Annotated in this window: 14 protein-coding genes; 1 reads left to right on the forward strand and 13 read right to left on the reverse strand. The window is 52.7% G+C overall.

The genetic code is table 11. The features are described from left to right. Positions 1-27: 27 nt before the first annotated feature. The 12 genes from F1C16_RS11125 to argS all read right to left on the reverse strand — a co-directional run bounded on the left by F1C16_RS11125 (position 28) and on the right by argS (position 18366). Positions 28-1191 (reverse strand): sugar MFS transporter, encoded by a 1164-nt coding sequence (locus F1C16_RS11125; protein ID WP_258048880.1) that lies wholly within the window; start codon positions 1189-1191, stop codon positions 28-30. A gap of 459 nt (positions 1192-1650) precedes the next feature. Continuing rightward, complete coding sequence (locus F1C16_RS11130; protein ID WP_185280731.1) at positions 1651-2556, reverse strand: family 16 glycosylhydrolase; 906 nt, start codon at positions 2554-2556, stop codon at positions 1651-1653. 50 nt (positions 2557-2606) lie between these two features. Continuing rightward, positions 2607-3866 (reverse strand): PKD domain-containing protein, encoded by a 1260-nt coding sequence (locus tag F1C16_RS11135; protein WP_185280732.1) that lies wholly within the window; start codon positions 3864-3866, stop codon positions 2607-2609. A 33-nt stretch (positions 3867-3899) separates the two neighbouring features. After that, the gene (locus F1C16_RS11140) at positions 3900-5432 is read right to left on the reverse strand and encodes a RagB/SusD family nutrient uptake outer membrane protein (protein WP_185280733.1); all 1533 of its coding nucleotides are present in this window, start codon (positions 5430-5432) and stop codon (positions 3900-3902) included. A gap of 21 nt (positions 5433-5453) precedes the next feature. Beyond that, positions 5454-8588 (reverse strand): TonB-dependent receptor, encoded by a 3135-nt coding sequence (locus tag F1C16_RS11145; protein WP_185280734.1) that lies wholly within the window; start codon positions 8586-8588, stop codon positions 5454-5456. 452 nt (positions 8589-9040) lie between these two features. Then, positions 9041-11032, reverse strand: coding sequence for a 7TM diverse intracellular signaling domain-containing protein (locus F1C16_RS11150; protein WP_185280735.1), 1992 nt, complete (start codon positions 11030-11032; stop codon positions 9041-9043). Between the two features lie 40 nt (positions 11033-11072). Further along, positions 11073-12878, reverse strand: a complete 1806-nt coding sequence (locus F1C16_RS11155; protein WP_185280736.1) for a cellulase family glycosylhydrolase — start codon at positions 12876-12878, stop codon at positions 11073-11075. Between the two features lie 530 nt (positions 12879-13408). Next, complete coding sequence (locus F1C16_RS11160) at positions 13409-14353, reverse strand: 1,4-dihydroxy-2-naphthoate polyprenyltransferase (RefSeq protein ID WP_185280737.1); 945 nt, start codon at positions 14351-14353, stop codon at positions 13409-13411. Between the two features lie 49 nt (positions 14354-14402). Beyond that, complete coding sequence (locus tag F1C16_RS11165; protein WP_185280738.1) at positions 14403-15065, reverse strand: HAD family phosphatase; 663 nt, start codon at positions 15063-15065, stop codon at positions 14403-14405. Between the two features lie 128 nt (positions 15066-15193). Beyond that, positions 15194-15775 (reverse strand): glutathione peroxidase, encoded by a 582-nt coding sequence (locus F1C16_RS11170; RefSeq protein WP_185280739.1) that lies wholly within the window; start codon positions 15773-15775, stop codon positions 15194-15196. 132 nt (positions 15776-15907) lie between these two features. Further along, positions 15908-16489 carry a TIGR00730 family Rossman fold protein gene (locus F1C16_RS11175; RefSeq protein WP_185280740.1) on the reverse strand — a complete coding sequence of 194 codons (582 nt, stop codon included), beginning with the start codon at positions 16487-16489 and terminating at the stop codon, positions 15908-15910. 83 nt (positions 16490-16572) lie between these two features. Further along, complete coding sequence (argS, locus tag F1C16_RS11180; protein ID WP_185280741.1) at positions 16573-18366, reverse strand: arginine--tRNA ligase; 1794 nt, start codon at positions 18364-18366, stop codon at positions 16573-16575. A 172-nt stretch (positions 18367-18538) separates the two neighbouring features. On the opposite strand from argS, the gene F1C16_RS11185 reads away from it, so the two are divergent. Continuing rightward, positions 18539-19066, forward strand: coding sequence for an Imm26 family immunity protein (locus F1C16_RS11185; protein WP_185284419.1), 528 nt, complete (start codon positions 18539-18541; stop codon positions 19064-19066). Between the two features lie 555 nt (positions 19067-19621). On the opposite strand, the gene F1C16_RS11190 is transcribed toward F1C16_RS11185, so the two are convergent. Continuing rightward, complete coding sequence (locus F1C16_RS11190; RefSeq protein WP_185280742.1) at positions 19622-21703, reverse strand: hypothetical protein; 2082 nt, start codon at positions 21701-21703, stop codon at positions 19622-19624. Positions 21704-21809 lie beyond the last annotated feature (106 nt).

A 21809-nucleotide genomic window follows, 5' to 3' on the forward strand; every position in this document is an offset into this window, starting at 1 on the left:
GTACAGCTAATTCGTTTTAGCAAAGCGTTAAGCAGATTTTTGCTTGTGGCCGCTCAAGCCGTACCATCCAATGTAGGCGTAACATAACGCAGGTAGGATAAAAGCTAAGCGCAGGCTCTGGTAGTCAGCTATTAGACCAAACAACGGCGGAATGAGCGCGCCACCGACAATGGCAGTGCACAATAAGCCCGAAGCCTCTTCTGTGAGTGAGCCCAAGTCGGCCACTGCCAACGTGAAAATAGCCGAGAACATCAGGGAGTTCATAAAGCCTACGGCTAGTAGCGTCCACATGGCTACCTCGCCGGTCGAGCTTACGGAAAGCAATATCAATAGTACTGCTCCTACTGCATTGATGGCCAGCAACCGACCCGTAGGGAAGCGACCTAACAGATACGCGCCTAGGAAACGTCCTACCATAGCCGTACCGCCATAGAACATCAGCATAATGCCCGCCTCTTTCGGCGTCATATTCATCACATCGGGCAGGTTGAGGTAGTTGACGATGTGCGAGCCAATGGCTACCTCGGCACCTACGTAGGTGAAAATACCAATCACCCCAAGCACTAGGTGGCGGCGGTGCCATGCCCGGCCCATGTCGGCAGCAGAGAAGCCATCGGGCGTAGTGTGTGCGATAACCGGTAGTTTAAGCCGGCTCAGTAAGATGCTCACAAACAGCAAAATACCACCGAATACCAGGTAGGGAATCTGCAACGCTCCAATGTCAATCGTTTCGGGGGCTACGTTGTCCAGCTCCGGCAAATGCGATAGGATGAGGATGGAGCCGATGTACGGAGCGATGAACACCCCCAGCGAGTTGAACGCCTGCGTGAGCGTGAGGCGGGCCGAAGCCAGCGACGGCTTGCCCAGAATAGCGACGTATGGATTGGCGGCTACCTGCAAAACAGTGATACCAGAGGCCAGAATAAATAATGCCCCCAGGAACAACGCGTAGGCTCTGCTGCCAGCTGCGGGATAAAACAAGAAGCAACCTATGGCTGCTATCACCAGCCCAATCAATAGGCCGTTTTTGTAGCCTACCCGTGCTACCAGCTTACCGGCTGGAATGCTCACCAGAAAGTATGCCCCGAAGAAGCATAAATTGATCAGGTTGGCCTGCGCGTAGCTGAGTCCGAAGATGACTTTGAGAAAGGGAATCAGGATGTCGTTCAGGCAGGTGATAAATCCCCACATGAAAAACAGGACCGTTAGAGAAGCTAGTGCTGAGGTGTAACTTTTACCTCCATCAGGGAGGTTGTCAACAGCAAGGGTTGGTGAATTGGATTGTGGAAGACCAGCCATGAATGAAAGAATAATTGGAAGAATGACGCAATTACCCGGTTTTTTCCAACATTTCCGCTGAATAACGCAGAAAGCCAGCTCCAAAAGAGCCGGCCCGCTACCCTAACAACAAGCGGAACCGGCTCCCGGAAACCCAGTGTAGACATGCCACACCACGGATATTTCTACATGTAGTAACGGTGCCTATTTTTGCTACAGTCACCCTGCTTCATGGCTAAACAAGCAGACACAACCTCATAAGTCATTAATAATCTGTTTGTTAATGATGACATATAACAATGCAGGCTAAACATTTCTATAGAATAATAAGCCTCGCTCCTACCTCTACTATCAAGTGGGCTACCCTACACCTTATTTGTATTGATAGAAGCGCACGTAATCCACTAGCATCTGCTGAGGGAAAGAGGTTGTATTGATAGTCTCCGGGGTAGGATTGCCCAAGAAATTGCCTCCTACTGCTACGTTCAGAATCACGAAAAATGGATTATTGAACGGATATGCATAAGGCGAAACATCGCTAGCCGTAAAGGAATAGAACTCACGTCCATCCACGTAAGAACGGATTTTATCCCTGCTACGCACCACACTGAAAATGTGGAAATCGTTGGCGAAATCGCCACTGGCGAGTGTGGTTTCCGAACCTTTGTATTGATGGGTAGCGGTGTTGCTACCATAGTGCATGGTAGAGAGCACCTTGTTTGGCTCGTGCCCTCGCAGTTCCATAATGTCAATCTCGCCACACGCCGGCCAGTTGTTCTGGTCGATGTCGCTACCCAGCATCCAGATGGCGGGCCAAATGCCTTGCCCTTTGGGCAGCTTCGCCCGCACATCAATGCGGCCGAAAGTGAAGCTCTGCTTGCCTTTGGTGATGAGGCGGGCCGAGGTATAGTCGCGGCCACTCATCGCCTGCTTCTTGGTTTCAATGATCAGGTTACCACTCGACACGTAGGAGTTCTCCGTAGAGTTGGTGTAATACTGTAGCTCGTTGTTGCCCCAACCATTACCACCGGTTTCTTGGGTCCATTTGGTCTGGTCCACAGCGCCGCCACCGTCAAACTCATCACTCCAAATCAACTCGGTGTATTGCGTGTAGTCCTTGGCCTCCGCATTGGCCGTGGTGCTGGTTGGATCAGGGGTAGGCGCCGGAATATCCGGTTTTTTTTCTTCCGTACAGGCCAGTAAGCTCAGGGCTAGCAGTGCGCTGGCCCCGGCTTTGCAGAAATGGAAAGAGCGGGTGGGAATCAGGTGGTTTTTCATACGAAGAGAAAAGCAAATGCCGGATGAACAAGTTCATCCGGCACAAGAAGCTATTTGGCAATCAACTTGATGTCGAATACGGTGCCGTTGTTTTTGCCCGTACCGGCGCGTATTACCATGTTCTTATCCGTAATAGATAGGATGCGGTACGTCAGATCCGGCGCATCGGTGATACCTATGAACGTACCCGCCTTGGCAAATACCAGTTGGGCTAATCCTGCACCATCGGCCGGGCCAAAGGTGTAGGCTGAAGTACCCGAGCGAGCGGCCTGGCAGCTACCGGGCACACCATCTTTCCCAGCCACAAAGGTTTCGTCCTTGGCATTATAGGTATACGCATCGGTAGCAGAGAACGTAAACTCGTCATCGGCCTGGCAGGCGGGCAAAGCCCCAGCCGCACCACCCGCGTAGTAGTCAGTTGGCTTGGCCTCTGTACCTACCGTAATGGTCTTTTCCACCGAGTTGTCGAGCATCCAGGTTTTCTGGGTACCACCCGTCAGCAACTGCTTCACGCGGGTTACGGCATCGAAGGGTACCAGCGTTACCTCTGTTTTGGTGCCATTTGCCAGCGTACCACGCAAGCGTAGAACCGTGCTGCTGGCTTCTACGATGGTATAGGTGCTGTCTCTCAGGGCCACTTGCTCACCAATGAAGGCTTTGCTGCTACCCAGAGTCAGCTGGCCTAGCCCATTGCTACCCGGCTTATACACGAAGCTGGTCGAGGCGTTGGCTTCAGCATTCCCACACTTATTATTCGCTGTGTACGTGTAGGTGAAAGAGCTACCACTAAAGCTGAACTGGTCATCGGCCTGGCAAGAAGCCAGGGCGTTGGCGGCCGATGAAGACGTAACGTTGTCGTTGGCATCCAGCCGTTTAATGGCGCCGGCTGCACTAGAAAATGTCCATACGCGCGCTGAGGGTGCGCTGCCGTTGCAGGCTACCAGCGCCGAAAAGCCGGTGTTGCCGCAGGCCGAAGGCACTACCACATCGGTTTGCGATGTCTGGGCAAAACCACCCTTTCCCGATACTAGCAGGCGTACTTTATAAGTGCCAGGCGTGTTGTAAGTATGCGTGGAAGGTGAACCGGTTCCGGTAGTGCCGTCGCCGTATTCCCACTCGTTAATGAAGCCGTTTTCGCTGGTGTTATTAAACGTAACCTTCACGGGAAATTGCGTCGAGTTGACGGTGCTGGTGAAGCTGGGCGACGGCAATGCGCCTTCCAGTTGCCCTTCATCGTTTTTGTCGCAGGCCGTGAAGAACAGTGGGCTCGCCAGTAGCGCCCACACTGCTTTGTTCCTGGTAATTTTCATATCAAATAGGCTGAAAGCGTCCGTAAAAGCGGCTTAGTAGCCGGGGTTCTGGGTTAGGTTGGGGTTCACGTCGCGCTCCGACTGCGGGATGGGCAGCACTAGGTTGTTGGCCGTGGGCACCCCTCTGTTGATACCAAGTGTTTTGAGGTAGGCACTCTGCGCGGTCATTACCGCTACCAGGCCGTATGGGGTACCGCCGTAACGCTTCAGATCAAACCACCGATCAAACTCAAACGCTAGCTCGTACTTACGCTCGCGCAAAACAGCAGCGGTGAAATCAGGTGTATTACTAGCATTCAGATCGGCGGTAGCATTGGCCGTGTTATAGTCTACTCCAAGCGCACGACGGCGTACTTTGTTGATAGCCTCAAAGCCTTCCGGCGTGGGTCCTACTGCCTCAGCCAGAATCAGGTACATTTCAGCTAGGCGTAGTACCGGCACGTTGAGAGGCGAGTCCCAGATGTTGGTATTTACTTTACCTACAAACCACTTCCTGCAGCTGTACCCAAACGGAGAGCCGCCTAGCGTAGCAGGGTTCTTGGTACCATCGGGGTAGGTGTCGCCGGGCATCCAGATGGTGACGGGCTTGCGCGTGTCACCGGCTAGGTAGCCGTTCACGAAATCCGGTTCTGGAATATCAAACCCGTAACCGCTACCCGGCGTCTGGTTCTGACCACGTGGCCCCAAAAACTCGTTCAGTGCCGAGCCCACGTTGTTGCGGTCGTACTCGTTGCGGCCGTTGATGTACTGCACCTCAAACAACGACTCTTTGCCGTTTTCGTTGGCCGTTTTGAAGTTGTCGCCGTAGTTGGCCCACAGGCTTTTGCCCGAGCCTGTAATTACCGCACGCGCTTGCTCGGCAGCTCCGGCCTTGTTGCCCTGTGTGATATACACTTTTGCCAGCAGGCCCGTTGCGGCCCATTTGGTAGCTCGGCCCAGGTCGCCGCCGCTGTACGATGCAGGCAGGTTCCCGATAGCATCTTTTAAGTCCTGTTCAATCTGCTTATACACGTCAGCAGCCGGTGAGCGAGCAACATTGGCTTCCGCCGCGCTGGCGGGTGGCACTGTCACCAGTGGCACGTCGCCATACGCCCGCACTAGGTCAAAGTAATACTTTGCCCGCAGAAACTGGGCCTCGCCCAAGCTGCGCTTTTGAATTGCTGGATCAATTTCCGTGATAAGCGGCACTTTTTGTAGCACAATATTGCACCGCCCTACCCCAATGTAGCTGCCTTGCCACAGCTGCTGCGCTATCGCATTGGTAGTTGGAATGTTGTAGTCGTCGAGTTGGGTGTATTCAATACCATCGCTGCCGCCACCGCCGCCCGTGGTCGAGATATCGGCCATGATATCCATGCCCCAGAGTGCGCTGTTGTATTGACCGGCTTTGGTCAGCTCACTATACGCGGCCGTTACGGCCTGAATGGCGTCGGTTTGGTTTTTGTAAAAGTTAGCGTCCGTTATCTGGTCAGAGGGCGACTCCTCCAAGAATTCTTCCCCGCAACTGGTGGTCAGCAGGCCCAGCGACAACAGGAAAGCGCCGCAAGTATATTTTGTGATAGTCATTTTCGTGGGAATTGGAACAGATTAAAAACCGATGTTGATACCGCCCATCAGCACCCGCGACTGCGGGTAGATGCCTTGGTCGACACCGCTGGCGCTTACTTCTGGGTCGAAGCCGCTGTACTTGGTCAGCGTCAACAGGTTTTGCGCCGTGAAATACACCCGCAGCTGCGAGGAGCCGAAGCGGTTGGTGATGCTCTGCGGCAGCGAATAGCCCAGCGTCAGGTTTTTGAGGCGCACGTACGAGCCATCCTCAATGAAGTGCGTAGATACCCGCAGGTTTTGGTTCGGGTCGCTGTCGATGGCGCGGGGCACGTCGTTGCTGGTGCCGGGACCAGTCCAACGGTTGAGCACGCGGGTGCCACCGCTAAATGAGCCGTACAGTGCGCTTTCCAGCAGGTAGCGGTTCAAGTTGTACACATCGTTGCCCTGCACACCCTGAATAAAGAAGCTCAAATCGAAGCCTTTGTAGTTCAGCGTATTGGTGATGCCAAAGGTGAAATTCGGGTTCGGATTACCGATAAACTTCCGGTCATCAGCGTTGATGATACCATCCTCGTTCAAATCCTTGAAGCGAATATCACCTGGGCTCGTCTGGGCTGTTTGCGTGGCGTGTGCATCTACCTCTTCCCGCGTCTGGAACAAGCCGTCGGCTACCCAGCCATAGAATGAGCCAAAGGCGTAGCCTTCATCGTAACGCACAATGCTGTTGCCGCTCAACGTACTCCCACCGTTATAAGGTAGACCTGCACCCAGCGACTCCAGTTTGGTTTTGTAGGCCGATACGTTCAGCGTAGTAGTCCAGCTTAGTGCCTGACCCGCGCCGGTGAAGTTGTGCGAGGTCAGCGAGAAGTCGATACCGCGGTTATACGCCGAGGCCGCGTTGGTATTCACGTTTTCATACGTACCCGATACGTAGGACACCGGCACGCCGGCAATCAGGTTCGGCGAGTTACGGTTGTACACATCGATACTGGCTTCCAAGCGGTTATCCAACAAACCTACGTCTAGACCAACGTTTGTCTGGTTGTTGTTTTCCCAACGCAGGTTGGGGTTTGCCTGGCGCGTGGGAGCCCCACCCGTATTGATGGTACCATCTGGTCCGAAGGGGTAGGTAACACCAAAGTTGATAGCGTAAAGGTAGGCGAAGCGGCCGGCATTCAGGGGGTTACCTACCTTGCCGTAGCCAGCACGCAGCTTCAGGTTGCTGATAACACGGTTGCCTTTCAGGAATTCCTCTTCCGAAATACGCCAGCCCGCCGAAATACCGGGGAAGAAACCGAACTTATCACCGGGAGGGAATACGGAGGAGCCGTCGTAACGAGCCACTGCCGACAGCAGGTATTTTCCGGAGAACTCGTAGTTGAGACGCCCAAAATAGCTGGCCAGTCGCTGTGGCGGGCTGATTGAGCCCGCATTGCTCAGTTGCGTATTAATGGGGCCGGCATTGATAACCTGCAAATCGTTGCGCAGGTAAAGCGAGCGGTAGGCCTCTACGTTGCTATAATTGAATTCCTGCGCCGATTGACCAAGCAGAAGCGTTACCTGGTGCTTATCAGCAAAGAGGTGATCATATGTCAGGGTGTTTTCGATCAGGTAACTAGGTGCATAGCTGGCCGTAGCCGAGGCACCGGCCGTGTTGTAGCGCTGCGTGTAACCTGCCAAAACGGGACCTGCTGGCGCGAAGGAGTTGAAGTTATCAAAGATAAAGTCGAAGCCTACGTTGGTCCGGAAGCGTAATCCGGTCAGAGGTTCCAGTTCCGCAAAAAATGTACTCAGGGCACGATTGCGTGTGAACTTCTGGTTAACGCGTTGCGCCGTAGCCAGTGGGTTTTCCTCCGTGAAGTTGTCTGCGGCACCGTTTGGCTGGTACCAGTAGCCATCGGGCCGATAGGCTGGCACAATAGCCGGGATGCGCAGCAACTGTTGTACTGTGCCGTACTCCCCGTCATTCGATGTGATCTGACGGTCATTTAGGTGCGTAAGTTGAATGCTGTTGCCCAGCTTCAATATCTTGTTTACCTGCACATCGCCGTTGGCTCGCAACGTGAAGCGCTCAAAGTGCGAACCCACGATGGTACCATCCTGCTGAAAGTAAGTTCCTGATAAAGCGAAGCGGGCCTTCTCACTACCTCCCGTGGCCGAGAGAGCATAGTTCTGGATTTTGGCGCGGCGGAAAACCAAGTCCTGCCAATCGGTTCCTTCCCCAAGTGCTGCGGGGTCGCGCAGACGGTCTACCACAATGGGTTTGCCAGCGGCTATCCGGCTCTCATTGTTGATGGTAGCGTATTCTTCCGCGTTGAGTAGGTCCAGCTTACGTGCTACGGTTTGCACACCCCGGTAGGCATCTACGTTGAAGGTAGTCTTGCCAGCCTTGCCTCGTTTGGTAGTGATAATTACTACCCCGTTGGCAGCACGCACCCCATAGATAGCCGTGGCCGAAGCATCTTTTAGTACGTCAATCGTCTCGATATCATTAGGGCTGATAGCGTTGAGTTGGCTTTCGTTGCCAGAGGGCAGGGGAAAACCATCCACTACGTACAACGGTGCATTATTACCAGCCGACGTTATACCGCGAATCCGCACCGACGTACCGGCCGCACCACCAGGGGCGCCCCCGTTTGAAGTGATGGTCACACCGGCCGCTTTGCCTTGCAGGGCTTGCGTCACATCGGCCACCGGCTGGCGTACCAACTCTTGCCCATTCACCGACGAAATAGCGCCCGTTACGCTACCGCGCTCCTGTGTGCCGTATCCGACTACCACCACTTCGCCCAATGCTTGGCGGTCTTCCAGCAAGCTAACGTTGATGCTACTAGTTGCGCCAGTAATGGGCACCTCTTTTCTGATATAGCCCACTGAGCTAATGACCAGTGTACTTCCCTCTGGAACAGTCAATGAGAAAGACCCATCGGCGCCCGTAGAGGTACCTAGGGTAGTACCTTTCACAATAACAGTGACACCGGGCAGCCCTTCGCCGTTGGACTGCGTTACGCGGCCTGATACGGGAACATCTGCCAAGTACTTCCCCGGCAGCATTGAGAACGGACCAATGGGCGCCTTGGCTCCTGCTGCTGGTAGCGCTGCTACTGGCAGTCCACAGGCGGCCAGCAGTACTACCCGCCGCCTGAAAAAGAGTGAGTAGGAGTTGTGCTTCATGAAGAAAATGGTGTGGGAATTAGGAAATATTGAATACTGAAGGCGTTTTCAGAAATCGATTTAGGAATTCGTAAGCAGATATCCTGTTGGGAAGCCTTTACAGCAACACTCAGCAGCACAACGGTTAACTCACTAGTTGAGAGGAAATGCTTGTCCTTGTAAAGCGAGTAGTTAACGATTCAAAGATATCTTGACTTGTTCGGCAAATGCAAGCCTCAAAACCCTTCATACAGCGCTAAAACGACCGTTTTTCAATTACTACACACGTAAGTTATACACTTACTACACACATTATTTATATCAATCCATAGTTTAGATAACGTTCTTCGAAGTATAGTCTGGCTGACTAACGCAGTTAAAAAACAACGTCACTAGGGAAGGTTTAATAGAATATTTTTCACACTAATCATGAAATACAGAAATCGTTTGCAGCAAAAACATGTAACTAGCTACTATCGTACTGAATTCTGCTCCACTAGCGAGTCATCTATACCTGCTTCGTGCGTATCTAGCAATAGCTTTGTCCAACTTTCCTGGTCGTCATACTCAGGAGCTTGTTCTCGCCGTCGCATTGCTTCGGCTACTTTTTGACTGAAGCTCCAGCAGGTACCCTGCCGCAAATCCAATACCCGCGATAACTCCTGAGAAGAATAATTACCGTGGTGCGTGTGCAGTAAAAACACTGCGTAAAAAGCTTTTACAATAGAAAACTTACACTTTTGGAATAGTGTGTAAGCAGTGGCTGACTCCACGTACCGACAACGGGTGCAACGCCGGGAATGGGCCTCGCGCCCATCGCAGTACTTTTCGTGCCCACAACGGCGACACTGATAACCATTGCTCCATTTCAGTTCGGCCAGATAAGTCAAGCACGCTTCTTTATCCGGATAGATTTGGCTGAACTCTCCAAAATCCACCTCTCGAGAAAGCACCCGCGCTTCCTGGGCCTGTTGCAAATCGTGCTGTAGCTCAGCGTTCAATTTCTCGATGGCAGCCGATTGGAGCGCTAGCAAACGGTTTGCCTGCATCAACTCGCGGTTCTGACCGGCAATCGTTTCGCTCTGATGGCGCAACTCTTCTGTCCGGCGCGCCACCTGGGCCTCCAACTCCGAGTTGAGCTGATCTTTTAGCTGCTGATTCTGCTGCAATTGCTCAAGCAGTTGACTTTGAGCGTGCTGCCGCTTGCGTAATTGCTTCACCAGCCGTTCTTGTGCTCGAATGGTGGCGTCTTTGATGGCCTTTATCTTGTCACCCAACGCGTAGGACAGCACGGCTATTTCCAGCACGAAGGCCACGTTCATGCTGTATACCGTGAAAGTGTTGGTGAGCGTATGAATACCCAGCTTTCGCAAAACCAGGAATAACACACTGATAGCCACAAAGCTATGGGCCGCCAGAAAGAATATTGCCGGTCGAAATCCGCGCTGGTATACCCGTACAGCCAGGTAGCACACCATGGTATAGGGTAGTGGGTAGAGCCAGAATCCCAACCCGGAGCGCAGCACCAAGGCATCGAGCAACAGTAGCACCGCACTGCCCAGCACCACGCGCCGCACCCACGCATCGTACTGCGGCAGTCGCTCCGCAGAATCCATGAATTGCCGGGCGTAGTAGCTGAATGTGAGCAGTAGCAGTACCGGGGCCACAGCATTCACCAGTTGGTTCAGCCAGGGCAGCGTAGGCCACAGATACTGAAAGCCCAACCCATCTTCTGACAGAAACACTAGGCTACAACTCAGCACGTAGGCCACGTAGCGCAAATACATCTGCTCACGGATAAACAGGTAAATGCACAGATTATAGATGACCATAATCAGTAGCACACCGTAGAACCCACCCAGCAGACCATACTCGCGCTGAAAATGACTGGCCAAGATTGTTTCTGTGCGTATGCGGGCCAGGAAGGACGTTTTAGAGCTCGACTGTAGCCGGATGTAATACGTGTGCGTCTGATCAGGGGTCAGTGGAAGTCGGAATAGAAAATTTTTGTAGAAATACGGCCGGCTGTTAAAAGGCAAATCTGCCCCTGTATGCACAATAGGGGCATTGTTTTCGTCTTGGTAGAGCGAGATGCTGTTAATATGTGAGTCCAGCAGTTCCAGGTACCAGTGGCGCTCCGCCTGTTCAGCATCGTGGAGCGTCAGGCGCAGCCAATAGGTAGCCGATGGATGCTGGATACTAGTAAACGCCTGACTTGCAACTGTAAAGCGGCGCAACCACTCTGGCCTATGTACATCCTGAATAGTGAGCCGGCCTGTGGGGTCTTCCAGTACACTATAGGAAGCAGGGGTAAGAAGCAGTTCATCTATATTCGTTGTGATGTGGAGCGTGTCTTCCCGCAACGCAGCACGACACACCGAACCACCCAACAGGCTTGTTATCAATACTATACACAGAAAAAACCACTTGGTGGAATGCCGCAATAGGGTGTAGGGTAGACTCATACCGTCTTTTTTTCAGGATACAAAACGACGTAGCACCCGCTTACTGACCACCCTGCGCTGAAGCTGCTACCAAGTTGAACTGTAGCCAGCCCAGCCGGGCACCCGGCTCCACCACGTATACCCGTAGCGTATGTTGCCCAACTGGCAGAGCAGCTGTCATCGTTGTCAAGGTAGTCCAGGTGCCGGCGTTGGTGGTTGGCGGAACGGCCAGGGTAGCAATGGGTTTGTTGGCTACTCGTAGCTGTAGCTCAGCAGGGGCGGCACCTTCGTTTGCTACCCGCGCTTGCATCACATAGCGGCCAGCTTTCTTGATGTTTACTGTGTACTGAAACCATTCTCCGCCAGTCATGTGCTGCACGGCCAGCGCGGTGTTATCACCATCGTGGGCCAGGCCCACATCCACACCGTCGTTGCGGCTGGCGCCGCCCAGGTTCCAGCGGTCGGGCCGGCGGTAATCCGTTTTTTGATACACACTGTCCTGATAAGCAGTGCCCGCCCTACCCATATCATAATGAGTAGCAGCTATGGTACCGGGTAGCGTTAGCGATGTATAGGCCTTGGTAGCCGTCGTGCCGGGCTGCCGCATTAGCGCGTCGAGCACGTCGCGGTTAGGCTCACAGTTACGGAACTGAATGTTACGCAGTAGGTTACCCCTACCCTCAGGTGTCAGGATAGAGCCGTATGGCTTGATGTTGAGCAGACTGGTAGTGCCGGCTACCCGCTTCACGTTCCAATGGCACCACCCAATGTGCTGTTCGTTCAGCGCCTGCGCGGCAGCAGTTAACCATTCGTTTGAGTTTTCGCCTGTCTCCCCTACCCACACCGGCACCTGCCACCGCCCCCGGAAAGCTACCAGGTTGTGAATCAGGTTGATCTGATTGGGGTTTGCATCTCCTACGGTAGGGTCGTTGGTACACCAGTAGCGGTGGGCGTTGTACACCAGATTGGCTTTGTCTTTTATTGGCAGCTTATCGGGCGTTAGGTTGGTGTATTCATTGCCGTAGCCGTTGCCTTCCAGCATAATCAGGTGCTTATCGCCTTGCGCCCGAATGGCCGTAATCAGACGACTATACAGCGTTTGCGCCTCCGAGTTGTCGCCTGCCATGTCATGAGCGGCATCCATACCATGTGGCTCATTTATAACATCATACATTGCTACCCAAGGTTCGTTGCGGTAGCGGACGGCCAGCTTTTGCCACAGCCGCACGGTTACGTCCTGGTAGATAAGTCGTTTTTTGTCGTCGCGCCGTTTCCACAGGTCCAGCGGCACGATACCATCGTTGATGTTGCGGTCGGCGCCCTGACCACCGGGCACCGCGTGCAGGTCGAGGATTACATATAGCTTATTGGCCTTACACCATGCCAGCAGATTATCAATGTAACGGAACCCATCCAACTCCTTTGGATTCGTGAAAAGCTGGTCTGCATCGTACCATTTCGCCAGCGCCGCTACATAAGCCGGCACAGCACTGGCCTGGTCTAAGGCCTGTTCGCGCACACGACGCTGGGCAGCCGTTAAGAATAGGTCGTAGTGCATAGGGAGGCGCACGCAGTTAAACCCCTGAGCGGCAATAAAATCAATATCAGCTTTTGTTATGAATCCGTCGCGGTATTGCTGGTAGAATCTCTCTACCTCACTTGCTGACATGGTACGGCGCATGGCTCGCTTGACACGACCTTGCGCGTTCAGCGTGTCGGTACTCAGCATGTAGCTTTCTTGCAGCAGCCAGCCTCCTAGCCCTACTCCCTTCAGTATAACCTCTTTTCCTTGTCCATCTACAATAGAAGCGCCTTTTGCTCGTAGCAGGTTCTGCCCTTCACTATTACTGGAAATCAGCAAAAGCATTCCTATAAGCAGATAAGTCCAGTTCCTGTTCAATAAGAAGAACTGGTGGAAACGTAACACCATACAGAGTGGGATTGTGGGTAGGATCGGAAGTACCTGGTCCACTCTTAGCACCCGTCTATAGGTTATTTAGCAGATGCGCTAGGCTTGTGAAGTCTACTGTACGACCACATCCTTACTATAACGTTTGCGCCATTTGGATGAATGGGCTTCTAACGGGTGACCTCAGTGTGGAAAGGCAACCAAATATAGAGCGGCATGGTCACTAAATGCAAACTTTAAAGACCCATTAAATACGTTTAAATCAGCTTTTTCAGGTGTTGCACAACCCCTATTATACGTTTACCACACACGTGACAAGGTTTGCCGACTTCTTAGACTAGCCGCCATTGCCAGATGAATGTTTACACATTGCAGTTAAAAAACAACGATAAGATGAACAGCCATCTACATAATTATCTGTTTTTACGAAATCGTTTGCGAAATTGAAATAGGGCTTCTCAATCATTATATACTATAAGTAGAATTTATTAACTGCCTACTACCTGCCCTATCACAAACAAGAGAGTAAAGGCCAGCGTACTCATGGCCATCTGTTTCAGCAACGGGTCTAGTTGCATAGATTCTTGACGCTGCCAAACCAATAAGCCATTGCGCACCAGCAGCGGCGCTGACAGCACAAACAACCACTGCCAGGGCGAATAATAGTTGAGCGCAACGTACACTATAGCACACAAGAACCCGACCCCTAATAATAGCCAATGGTAGCGACGAGCAGCTACCGGCCCCAGCCGCACCGGAATCGTAATTTTACCGGCCAGCTTATCAGAGCGGATATCGCGGATGTTGTTAACGTTCAATACAGCAGTTGCAAAACACCCTAGCGCAGCAGCTGGCAACAGCACCAGCAGCGGCAACGTCTGCGTTTGGAGGTAGTAGGTACCGCATACGCCTACCAATCCAAAAAACAAGAATACCGATATGTCGCCTAGTCCGGCGTAGCCGTAGGGCTTAGCACCGGCTGTGTAGTTGACAGCTGCCCAGATAGCCGCCAGCCCCAGCAGAAAAAAGCTAATTGTAATCCACATAGCCGCTAGCCCTAACGCAACCCACAGCAGCGCAATACCAGAGGCCAGGGACAAAGCGCCAAAAAGCAGCATACCGCGCTTCATCTGAGCCGGCGTGATATGGCCGGCTTGCACTGCCCGTTGCGGTCCTTCGCGGTGGATGCTGTCGGCACCATTTTGGGAGTCGCCGTAGTCGTTGGCCAGGTTGCTTAAGATTTGCAACAGAATGGTAGTCAGGACGGCTATGGCAAACACGCTACCCCGAAACTGCCCGTGAGCTGCCGCCAGAAAGCCCCCGGTAAAAATACTGGCCAACGATAAGGGTAAGGTGCGCGGCCGGAAAGCTGAAATCCAGGCTTTAGCCGGGCTAACGGCACCAGAGGGCGTGGCAGAAACAGGGACAGCCATTGCGAAGCAGAAATATAGGATAAGGAAATAAGAGGATGAAAAGTCAGATTTACGCCGGCTCAATGGCCGCTATAGAAGCGGCGTTTAACTCCGAGAAGTCATGAATAACCAGGTCCGCCTGGCTTAGATCCTGCAATGCTGAGTGCTCACTATCGAAGCCAATGCAATAAATACCTGCGGCTTTGCCCGCAGCAATACCATTGGTAGAGTCTTCAATAATGATGCACTCCTTTTTAGAGCCGACGGCCAGGGATGCAGCCTGTTCAAAAATAGCCGGATCAGGCTTGGAGTACGTGAAGTCTTCTCCGCTAAGCACGTGGTCGAAATACGGGTACAGGTCGAACCGCTTCATGACCCGGCCTATCGTTCCTTTTGAAGCCGAAGAAGCCAAAATCAATTGAAAATCGTGCGCGTGCAGGTCTTCAATGAGGGCACGAACAGTACCCAGCAGGTAGAGGTCCGGCTTTTCGTCAAACGCCCGGTTGAAGAACTCCCGCTTGCGCGCCATCAAATCATCAATTTCCGCCGCAAGCCCATAACGTTGCTTTAGCTGCTGGTACACGTTTTTGGTAGAAGAGCCCGTGAAGCCAGCGTATTCCTCGTCCGAGACGTCGATACCCAACTCCTCGAAATGCCGAAAAAAAGCGTAGCGGTGTACGGGTTCCGTATCGACAATCACCCCATCCATATCAAAGATAACCGTGCGTATCATAGGAGAAAAGCAGTTAGTGCAAGCGGTGCGAAGGTAGGCAGCCTACCCGCATAAAATAATATTCCGGACAACAGGAAGCGGCAGACCCTCCTCCTATTGTCCGGAATACGATTGTATCAGATGCTGTTTTATTTCAGGATAGCCGCTACCAGCTCGTCGCTCATGGGCTTCACCTTGGATGGGTAGAACGCTACCACGTGTCCTTTCTCGTCGACTAGGTATTTGCAAAAGTTCCAGTTAGGCGCGTCGCTCACAGTTCCGTTCTTCGACTTATCAGCCAAGAACTTATATAGTGGCGCAGCATCGTCGCCCTTCACGGCTACGGTGCTGAACAGCGGGAACGTAACGCCATAGTTTTTCTCGCAGAACGCGGCTACCTCCGTGTCAGAATCCAACTCTTGGTTGAAGCTATCCGATGGGAAGCCCAGCACTACGACCTTACCGGCGTACTTTTTCGACAACTCTTCCAGTTCTTTATACTGAGGCGTAAAGCCGCACTTAGAGGCCGTGTTCACGATGAGCAGCTTTTTGCCTTTGTACTGGCTTAGCTTCACGTCTTTTCCTTCAATGGTTTTCACGGTGTAATCATACACAGTGGCGGGGGCGGCGGGCGCTTCGGTCATGGCAAAAGTGGGTTGGGTGGCAAACGTGGCGGCCGAGAGACCGGCAATAGCCAAGGTACCCAGCAGAAACAGCGACGAAATTTTCATGAGAGTAATCGAGGGAGAAGTGGAAGATATGCAACCGACAAACCACTAAACTAGCTCATTGGTTTCGGCAGGAGAAGGTACGTATTTGTTGGATACAACGGTTCTGCTTTCTCGAGGAAAGCAACTCTGCGCCTACGTTTTGGAGGGCGTCAGCCACTTTTCTACCTGCGCAGGCTGATAAGCGGCCATGTGGTCGAGCAGAACGGCGGGCGTTTCGGCTTGCAACAGTTGCTGGCGATTTTCGGAGCGGAGTAGGGCTTCGTCTACCATGTGGTCGAGGGCGCGGAGCAGGTGGGTATAGAAACCGGCTACGTTCAGCACCCCAATGGGCTTGGGATGTAGACCCAACTGGCCCCAGGTCAGCACCTCAAACAGTTCTTCCAGGGTACCGTAGCCACCGGGCATGGCCACAAAGCCATCGGCTAGCTCGGCCATTTTTAGCTTGCGCTCGTGCATGGATTGCACCACGTATAGCTCCGTTAGGCCTAGGTGCGCCACTTCTTTACTGGCCAAGAATTCGGGAATGACGCCAACAGCCCGGCCGCCGTGCTGGAGCACGCTGTCGGCAATGGTGCCCATCAGCCCTACCTTCCCGCCGCCGTATACCAGCGTCAGGTCACGCTCGGCCAGTATGCGACCCATTTCGTGGGCTTGCTGCCGGTAGAGGTCGTTGCGGCCAATGCTGGAACCGCAGTATACTGCTACTGATTTCATAGGTACTATACTAGTATAAGCTTTATTCGCTCTATAGCCTAGATTTAGAATCGTGGGCTATAGATAGGGCGAAACGCGAAGTATTACATCCGCTCAGGTACCTGGATGCCCAGAAGCCCCATGCTGGTTTTGATAGCGCCAGCCGTTTGCGCTGATAACGCCACGCGGAAGGCCTTTTTCGTCTCGTCCGACTCATTAAAGACCGGCACCTCCGTATAGAAGCGGTTGTAGGCTTTGGCGAGGTCGTAGGCGTATTGCGCGATAATGGCGGGCGAATAGATGCGGGCGGCTTCCGTCACCACAGCCGCATAACGAGCCAGTTCCTGTACCAATTCCTGCTCCGTAGCGTGCAGCTCGGCGAGGCTACCTAAGTCAGCGGTTTCGCTGATGCCCTGCTCAGCCGCCTTGCGACGAATAGCCGAAATCCGAGCGTGTGAATACTGAATGAATGGCCCTGTGTGCCCCTCCAGGCTCACCGATTCTTCGGGGTTGAAGAGCATCCGTTTCTTGGGGTCTACCTTCAAGAGGTAGTATTTCAGCGCGCCCAGACCCAGCATGTGGTAGAGTTGCTGCGCTTCCTCTTCTGAGAGTCCTTCGGTTTTGCCCTTTTCGAGGGTAGCTGCTTTGGCGGCTTCCACTACCTCATTCACCAATTCATCGGCATCTACCACCGTGCCCTCGCGGGTTTTCATCTTGCCGGTAGGCAAATCTACCATGCCATAGCTGAGGTGATGAATAGCATCTGCGTACGGCTTACCCAACTTCTTGAGCACAGCTTTCAGCACCTGCATGTGGTAATTTTGCTCGTCGGCAATAACGTAGATACTCAGGTCGTAGTGAAAATCCTGATATTTTAGCTCAGCCGTGCCCAGGTCTTGGGTGATATATACCGAGGTACCATCGGCACGCAACAACAACTTTTCGTCGAGGCCTTCTTCTTTCAGATCAACCCACACGGAGCCGTTTTCTTTTTTAAAGAATACGCCTTTCTGCAAGCCCTCCTCCACGCGCTCCTTACCCAACAGATAGGTACCCGACTCGTAGTAAAATTTATCGAAATCGACGCCAATGGCCGCGTAGGTAGCATCGTGCCCTTCGTACACCCAGCCGTTCATCTGTTTCCAGAGATTTACTACCTCTTCCTCGCCTGCCTCCCAAGCCCGCAGCATATCCTGCGCCGCCAGCATCATGGGTGCGTGGCGTTTGGCTACATCAGCGGCCACGCCGTCGGTTTCGAGCTGTTTCACTTGCTCGCGGTAGTGCTTCTCAAACAGCACATAGTACTTGCCGATAAGATGGTCACCCTTCAGGCCGGCTTCCTGTGGTGTTTCAGCGTGCCCAAACATCTGGTAGCCCAACATCGACTTGCAGATGTGAATACCCCGGTCGTTTACAAGGTTTACCTTGCTAACAGTGGCACTTGTAGCTTTCAAAATCTCGGCCACCGAGTAGCCGAGGAAGTTGTTGCGCAAGTGGCCCAGGTGCAGGGGCTTATTGGTATTCGGCGACGAATACTCCACTACCACTTCCTGCGGACCGCCGGTTGCTACCGGCGCATCAGCAGGCTGCTGGCGCAACTGCTGAAACACCTTCACCCATTCCTGCACGGCCACTTCCAGGTTCAGGAAGCCTTTCACTACGTTGTAGCCCGTGATGCTGGGCTCATTGGCTACCAGCCACTCGCCCAGCGCCTGCCCAATCTGCTCGGGGCCTTTGCCCAGGGTTTTGGTGAAGGGAAACGTGACGAGCGTAAACGAGCCCGCGAAATCCTTGCGAGTAGGCTGCAACGTGAGTTGCTGGGCGGGCACATCGGCTCCGAAAACGTGTTGCATGGCCGCGCTGAGAGCGGCTTTGAGGGTCTGTTCGAGTTGTTGCACGGGAGAGCTGCTGGGGTGGCGCGGCTGCTCCTAACCCACGCCACGGGTAGGGCGCAACGGGCAGCAGCAGAAGCCGCGGCCGGTTTCTACTGCTGCAAAGGTAGGGAGGTGGCGGGGAAGCTGGGGGAAAAGTTGAATCTTGTGTCAGATGTAGCAGTAGCACTCATTAGCTATGATTACCTATCCGTTTCTCCCCAAGTCCAATCGTCAGCTACAGCCAGGTCAGTTTTGGGCTATTCCCTTGACAAATGGTTGCTTTGCTTGTGGTCGGGTGTTGGATGTGCCACCAGCTTCTACAAAGAATTATCGTGAGTTTTACGCTGGTCTACTGGATTGGACCGACTCACAGCCGCCTTGCTTTGAAACCATTGTTGGCGCTCAAATCCTTGAGCATGGATTCATGCATGTCAAAGGCATTATCAAGTTGGGACAACCTATTATAGGATGTCGCCCTTTACAGCTTGATGCTATGGTAGTGCCACTCACAGTCGAATCACAAAGCTGGAGGCCAAACGCTCGTGTTTTTCAGGGTTATGTTCCCATACGTAACAGCCAGCGAGAGGAGCACCCTCTGAGAATTACTATAGATAGCAGTACATACCAATTTCAAACAAATCCTACTACTTTACCCGCGCAGGCTGTTTGGGGGTATAACGTCATACGAGTTCTTGCAGAACAACACTTTGGCAATGCCGTTTAATTTGTTCAGTTACTTGGTTCGTACAAATCTTCTGTAAACTATGTAAGTTTGTACTGAAACAAACCGAATGGATGAACGGTCCATTAAGCAAAACGGCGGCCTGCGCCAACGCGCAGGCCGCCGTTACTTTTACGAGTGCCCGAGCCAGTGGCTAACCATGGCTCGAACTGCTCCTCCTAGTGCTGCTTTAGATAGTTCTAAGAGAAGGTGAAACCAACCGACCTTGTCAGTACGTTTCACGTTTGTACGCACCTTCTTCATTGCAGTCGAAGTGAGGGTGTTACAGCACCCAATCTTCTGACCCCTCGGTTGTCCCCACAGCCGGGGGGTCGCCGTTTGTAGGCAACCGTTTTGGCGGGGTGTTTACCGTACGTTGCGTCAAAGATAAAGAATACGGGATTGGGATATTCCTGTCAGAAAGTACAGATCCCCTACCCTCCCGCCACTTCCCCACGCGGGCCGCGCGAGGTCACGGAGTCCACACGCAGGCGCTCCTGAATCGTCTCCGTAGCGGCCTATAGACCGTGAAGACGTTCTCGTAGTCTGCGACGTCGATTAGTTAAGATAAACGGTCTGTGTGAAGGCACCATTTGCTGCTACGTCCCAGGCTTCCAGACGCACCCATTTGCGATTAGTAAGATCTGCAGGCACGTGAAATACCTGCTTCCCAAAAGCTGTTGTTTGCAGTAAGTCTATCCGCTGGCGGTATACTTTCTGGCCGTCGCCGGAAATAATTTCGGCAAAGGCCATTGGGAATGTCCAGTTTAGGGCAAAGTCAACAGTGGCTTTAGCTGGGGTTATGAGTGAGACTGTTTCCCCTGCGCCCTTTCCATTCACGGTGAATTGCGGAATCAATACTTCGCCGGTGGAAGAGAAAAAGCTGCCTTTCTTCAAGACATCCACTACTGGCTGCCAACCCGCTTTAAAATCAGGTAATGTGGAAAGGGGTAAATAATTTACGTTTAAATGAGCGTACATCTCATTTTCGAAATTCACCGTAAATAAATCGGCCTCCGCTATAACTGTCTTTCTCAATCCCCAATTATTGAAATCATCGAGTAAGTCCAGGGTACGTTTTCCAAGGCGAGGCTGTGACAGGTCGGCGGGTAGGGCCTTCCAAGCAGCTCCCATAAAGTGGTCCGATTTAAAAAAAGCTTCGTTTTTGTAGGCATCCGGGTAGCCGGTCGAGCCTTTTGTGCGGGCGTGTGCCGTCCAGGCCAACCCGTTTTCGGCTTCGAGCAGCTTTAGCATTTCGGTTTTATCTCCCACGTGGTATACGCGGCCATACGTGGCGTCTTCCTGCACAAACGGCGTCCCCGGTTTCTTTGCCATCACCCAATACACAGGCTTCGGGAAAAGCTCCAGCCAGTGGCCGCCCAAAAACTCGTTGGGTTCTTCGCCGGGCAGCAGCAAAAAGTCTTTGTCTGATGCCTTTTGGCACAGCTCGAATAAAGCAGCTAGCTCCCGCAAGCGCTGCTCGTTAGGTCCTTTTGGGTGCGCGGTGTAGTGAAACTCGCCAAGATGCACGATGTCAAGGCCGAGGCTTTTGAACACCTTCACAAACTCCGGAGTACCGGCGGCCTCTTTCCCAGGCAGCAGCACGTTCATCACGTACTCATTATGAAAGTGGCTGGCCATAGTTTTATACCCCGGCAATTGTGCATAGGTATCTTGGTGCGTATAGCGCTTCACTTCCTGCAGTAGCGGCTCTGCTTTGCCGGGTCCTAGCAAGCAGTAAAAGTTCAGGCGCTGCGCAGTACTAGGTGGCGCGTTAAACCACGGTACATAGCGTTTATCCCCATACAAATCCTGCCGGATACCCAGGCCGTACCCAGGCAGTAGCTTCCGATAATCGGTGCCAAACCATACAAACTTGAGGTTAAACGCTTCGTCTAAGGGGTAGAAATACTGGTGTGGCGCCGGAAACACGGCCAAACTGCCCCCAGCGCTTTCGCCTAAAACAGTCCGGTATTTCACTGCCTGATTTCGGCTGGTATCAGCTACGCCTACTAGGGTGCTTTGGTACTCTTTGTTGGTGGCCGACCAGCTTATGCGCTGCCACGCTGGCTTTTCGCTCACCAAACCGGCATCATATACAATGGCAGTCGAATCCGTTTTGGTGGATACCACGGCTGCTACGTTTAGCAACGTACTACCGTGATACAGTGTCAGTTCCAGGTTACCACTAAAATCGGCAGCCTGTAGACTACCCACGGTAATGATTGTTCTAGAACCGCTGCTGCGCACCGCCACTTGCCGGTTGCTCATCCCTACCCGATGAGATGCGAAAGGCTTGTTTGGCACCTTATCGAAGAAGATATTCCAACCGTTTTGCGAGATTAAATCCCGCTTGCCAATTGTCAGAATAAACTCAGGCTGCAAATCGGTAGCAATAACTTGAAAGCGCTTTCCCTGACTGACTTGCAGGCTGCTAAAAAGAGGTGTTTTCTCGGTGAGATTCAGGATGACTTTGCCACGGGTAGTGCCCTGGGCCGGCCAGTCTATCTCTACCTTATTGCCTTTTATTGATGCGCTGGCCCCATTCTTTTTAGAGAATTTCGTGAGGTCTACCGCCGTTTGACCTTTTGCCAGTGTAGTAAATAGGAACAATACGAACAGGATGCAGCTATTCTTCATCAGCAGAGAGTTAATTAATGGACCTATTGGCACACAATATAGTACGGCAAGTATATCACCTATTTACCTATAATACATTGTATTACAACAGGCCCACTATTCTGCC

The sequence above is a fragment of the Hymenobacter sp. NBH84 genome (assembly GCF_014217645.1).
Classification (GTDB): domain Bacteria; phylum Bacteroidota; class Bacteroidia; order Cytophagales; family Hymenobacteraceae; genus Hymenobacter; species Hymenobacter profundi.

Coding starts and splice junctions, on each gene's coding strand:
- F1C16_RS11185 (WP_185284419.1), top strand. CDS start 18,539: ATGATTACCTATCCGTTTCTCCCCAAGTCCAATCGTCAGCTACAGCCA.
- F1C16_RS11160 (WP_185280737.1), bottom strand. CDS start 14,353: ATGGCTGTCCCTGTTTCTGCCACGCCCTCTGGTGCCGTTAGCCCGGCT.
- F1C16_RS11145 (WP_185280734.1), bottom strand. CDS start 8,588: ATGAAGCACAACTCCTACTCACTCTTTTTCAGGCGGCGGGTAGTACTG.
- F1C16_RS11170 (WP_185280739.1), bottom strand. CDS start 15,775: ATGAAAATTTCGTCGCTGTTTCTGCTGGGTACCTTGGCTATTGCCGGT.
- F1C16_RS11125 (WP_258048880.1), bottom strand. CDS start 1,191: ATGTGGGGATTTATCACCTGCCTGAACGACATCCTGATTCCCTTTCTC.
- F1C16_RS11135 (WP_185280732.1), bottom strand. CDS start 3,866: ATGAAAATTACCAGGAACAAAGCAGTGTGGGCGCTACTGGCGAGCCCA.
- F1C16_RS11165 (WP_185280738.1), bottom strand. CDS start 15,065: ATGATACGCACGGTTATCTTTGATATGGATGGGGTGATTGTCGATACG.
- F1C16_RS11155 (WP_185280736.1), bottom strand. CDS start 12,878: ATGCTTTTGCTGATTTCCAGTAATAGTGAAGGGCAGAACCTGCTACGA.
- F1C16_RS11175 (WP_185280740.1), bottom strand. CDS start 16,489: ATGAAATCAGTAGCAGTATACTGCGGTTCCAGCATTGGCCGCAACGAC.
- F1C16_RS11190 (WP_185280742.1), bottom strand. CDS start 21,703: ATGAAGAATAGCTGCATCCTGTTCGTATTGTTCCTATTTACTACACTG.
- F1C16_RS11150 (WP_185280735.1), bottom strand. CDS start 11,032: ATGAGTCTACCCTACACCCTATTGCGGCATTCCACCAAGTGGTTTTTT.
- F1C16_RS11130 (WP_185280731.1), bottom strand. CDS start 2,556: ATGAAAAACCACCTGATTCCCACCCGCTCTTTCCATTTCTGCAAAGCC.
- F1C16_RS11140 (WP_185280733.1), bottom strand. CDS start 5,432: ATGACTATCACAAAATATACTTGCGGCGCTTTCCTGTTGTCGCTGGGC.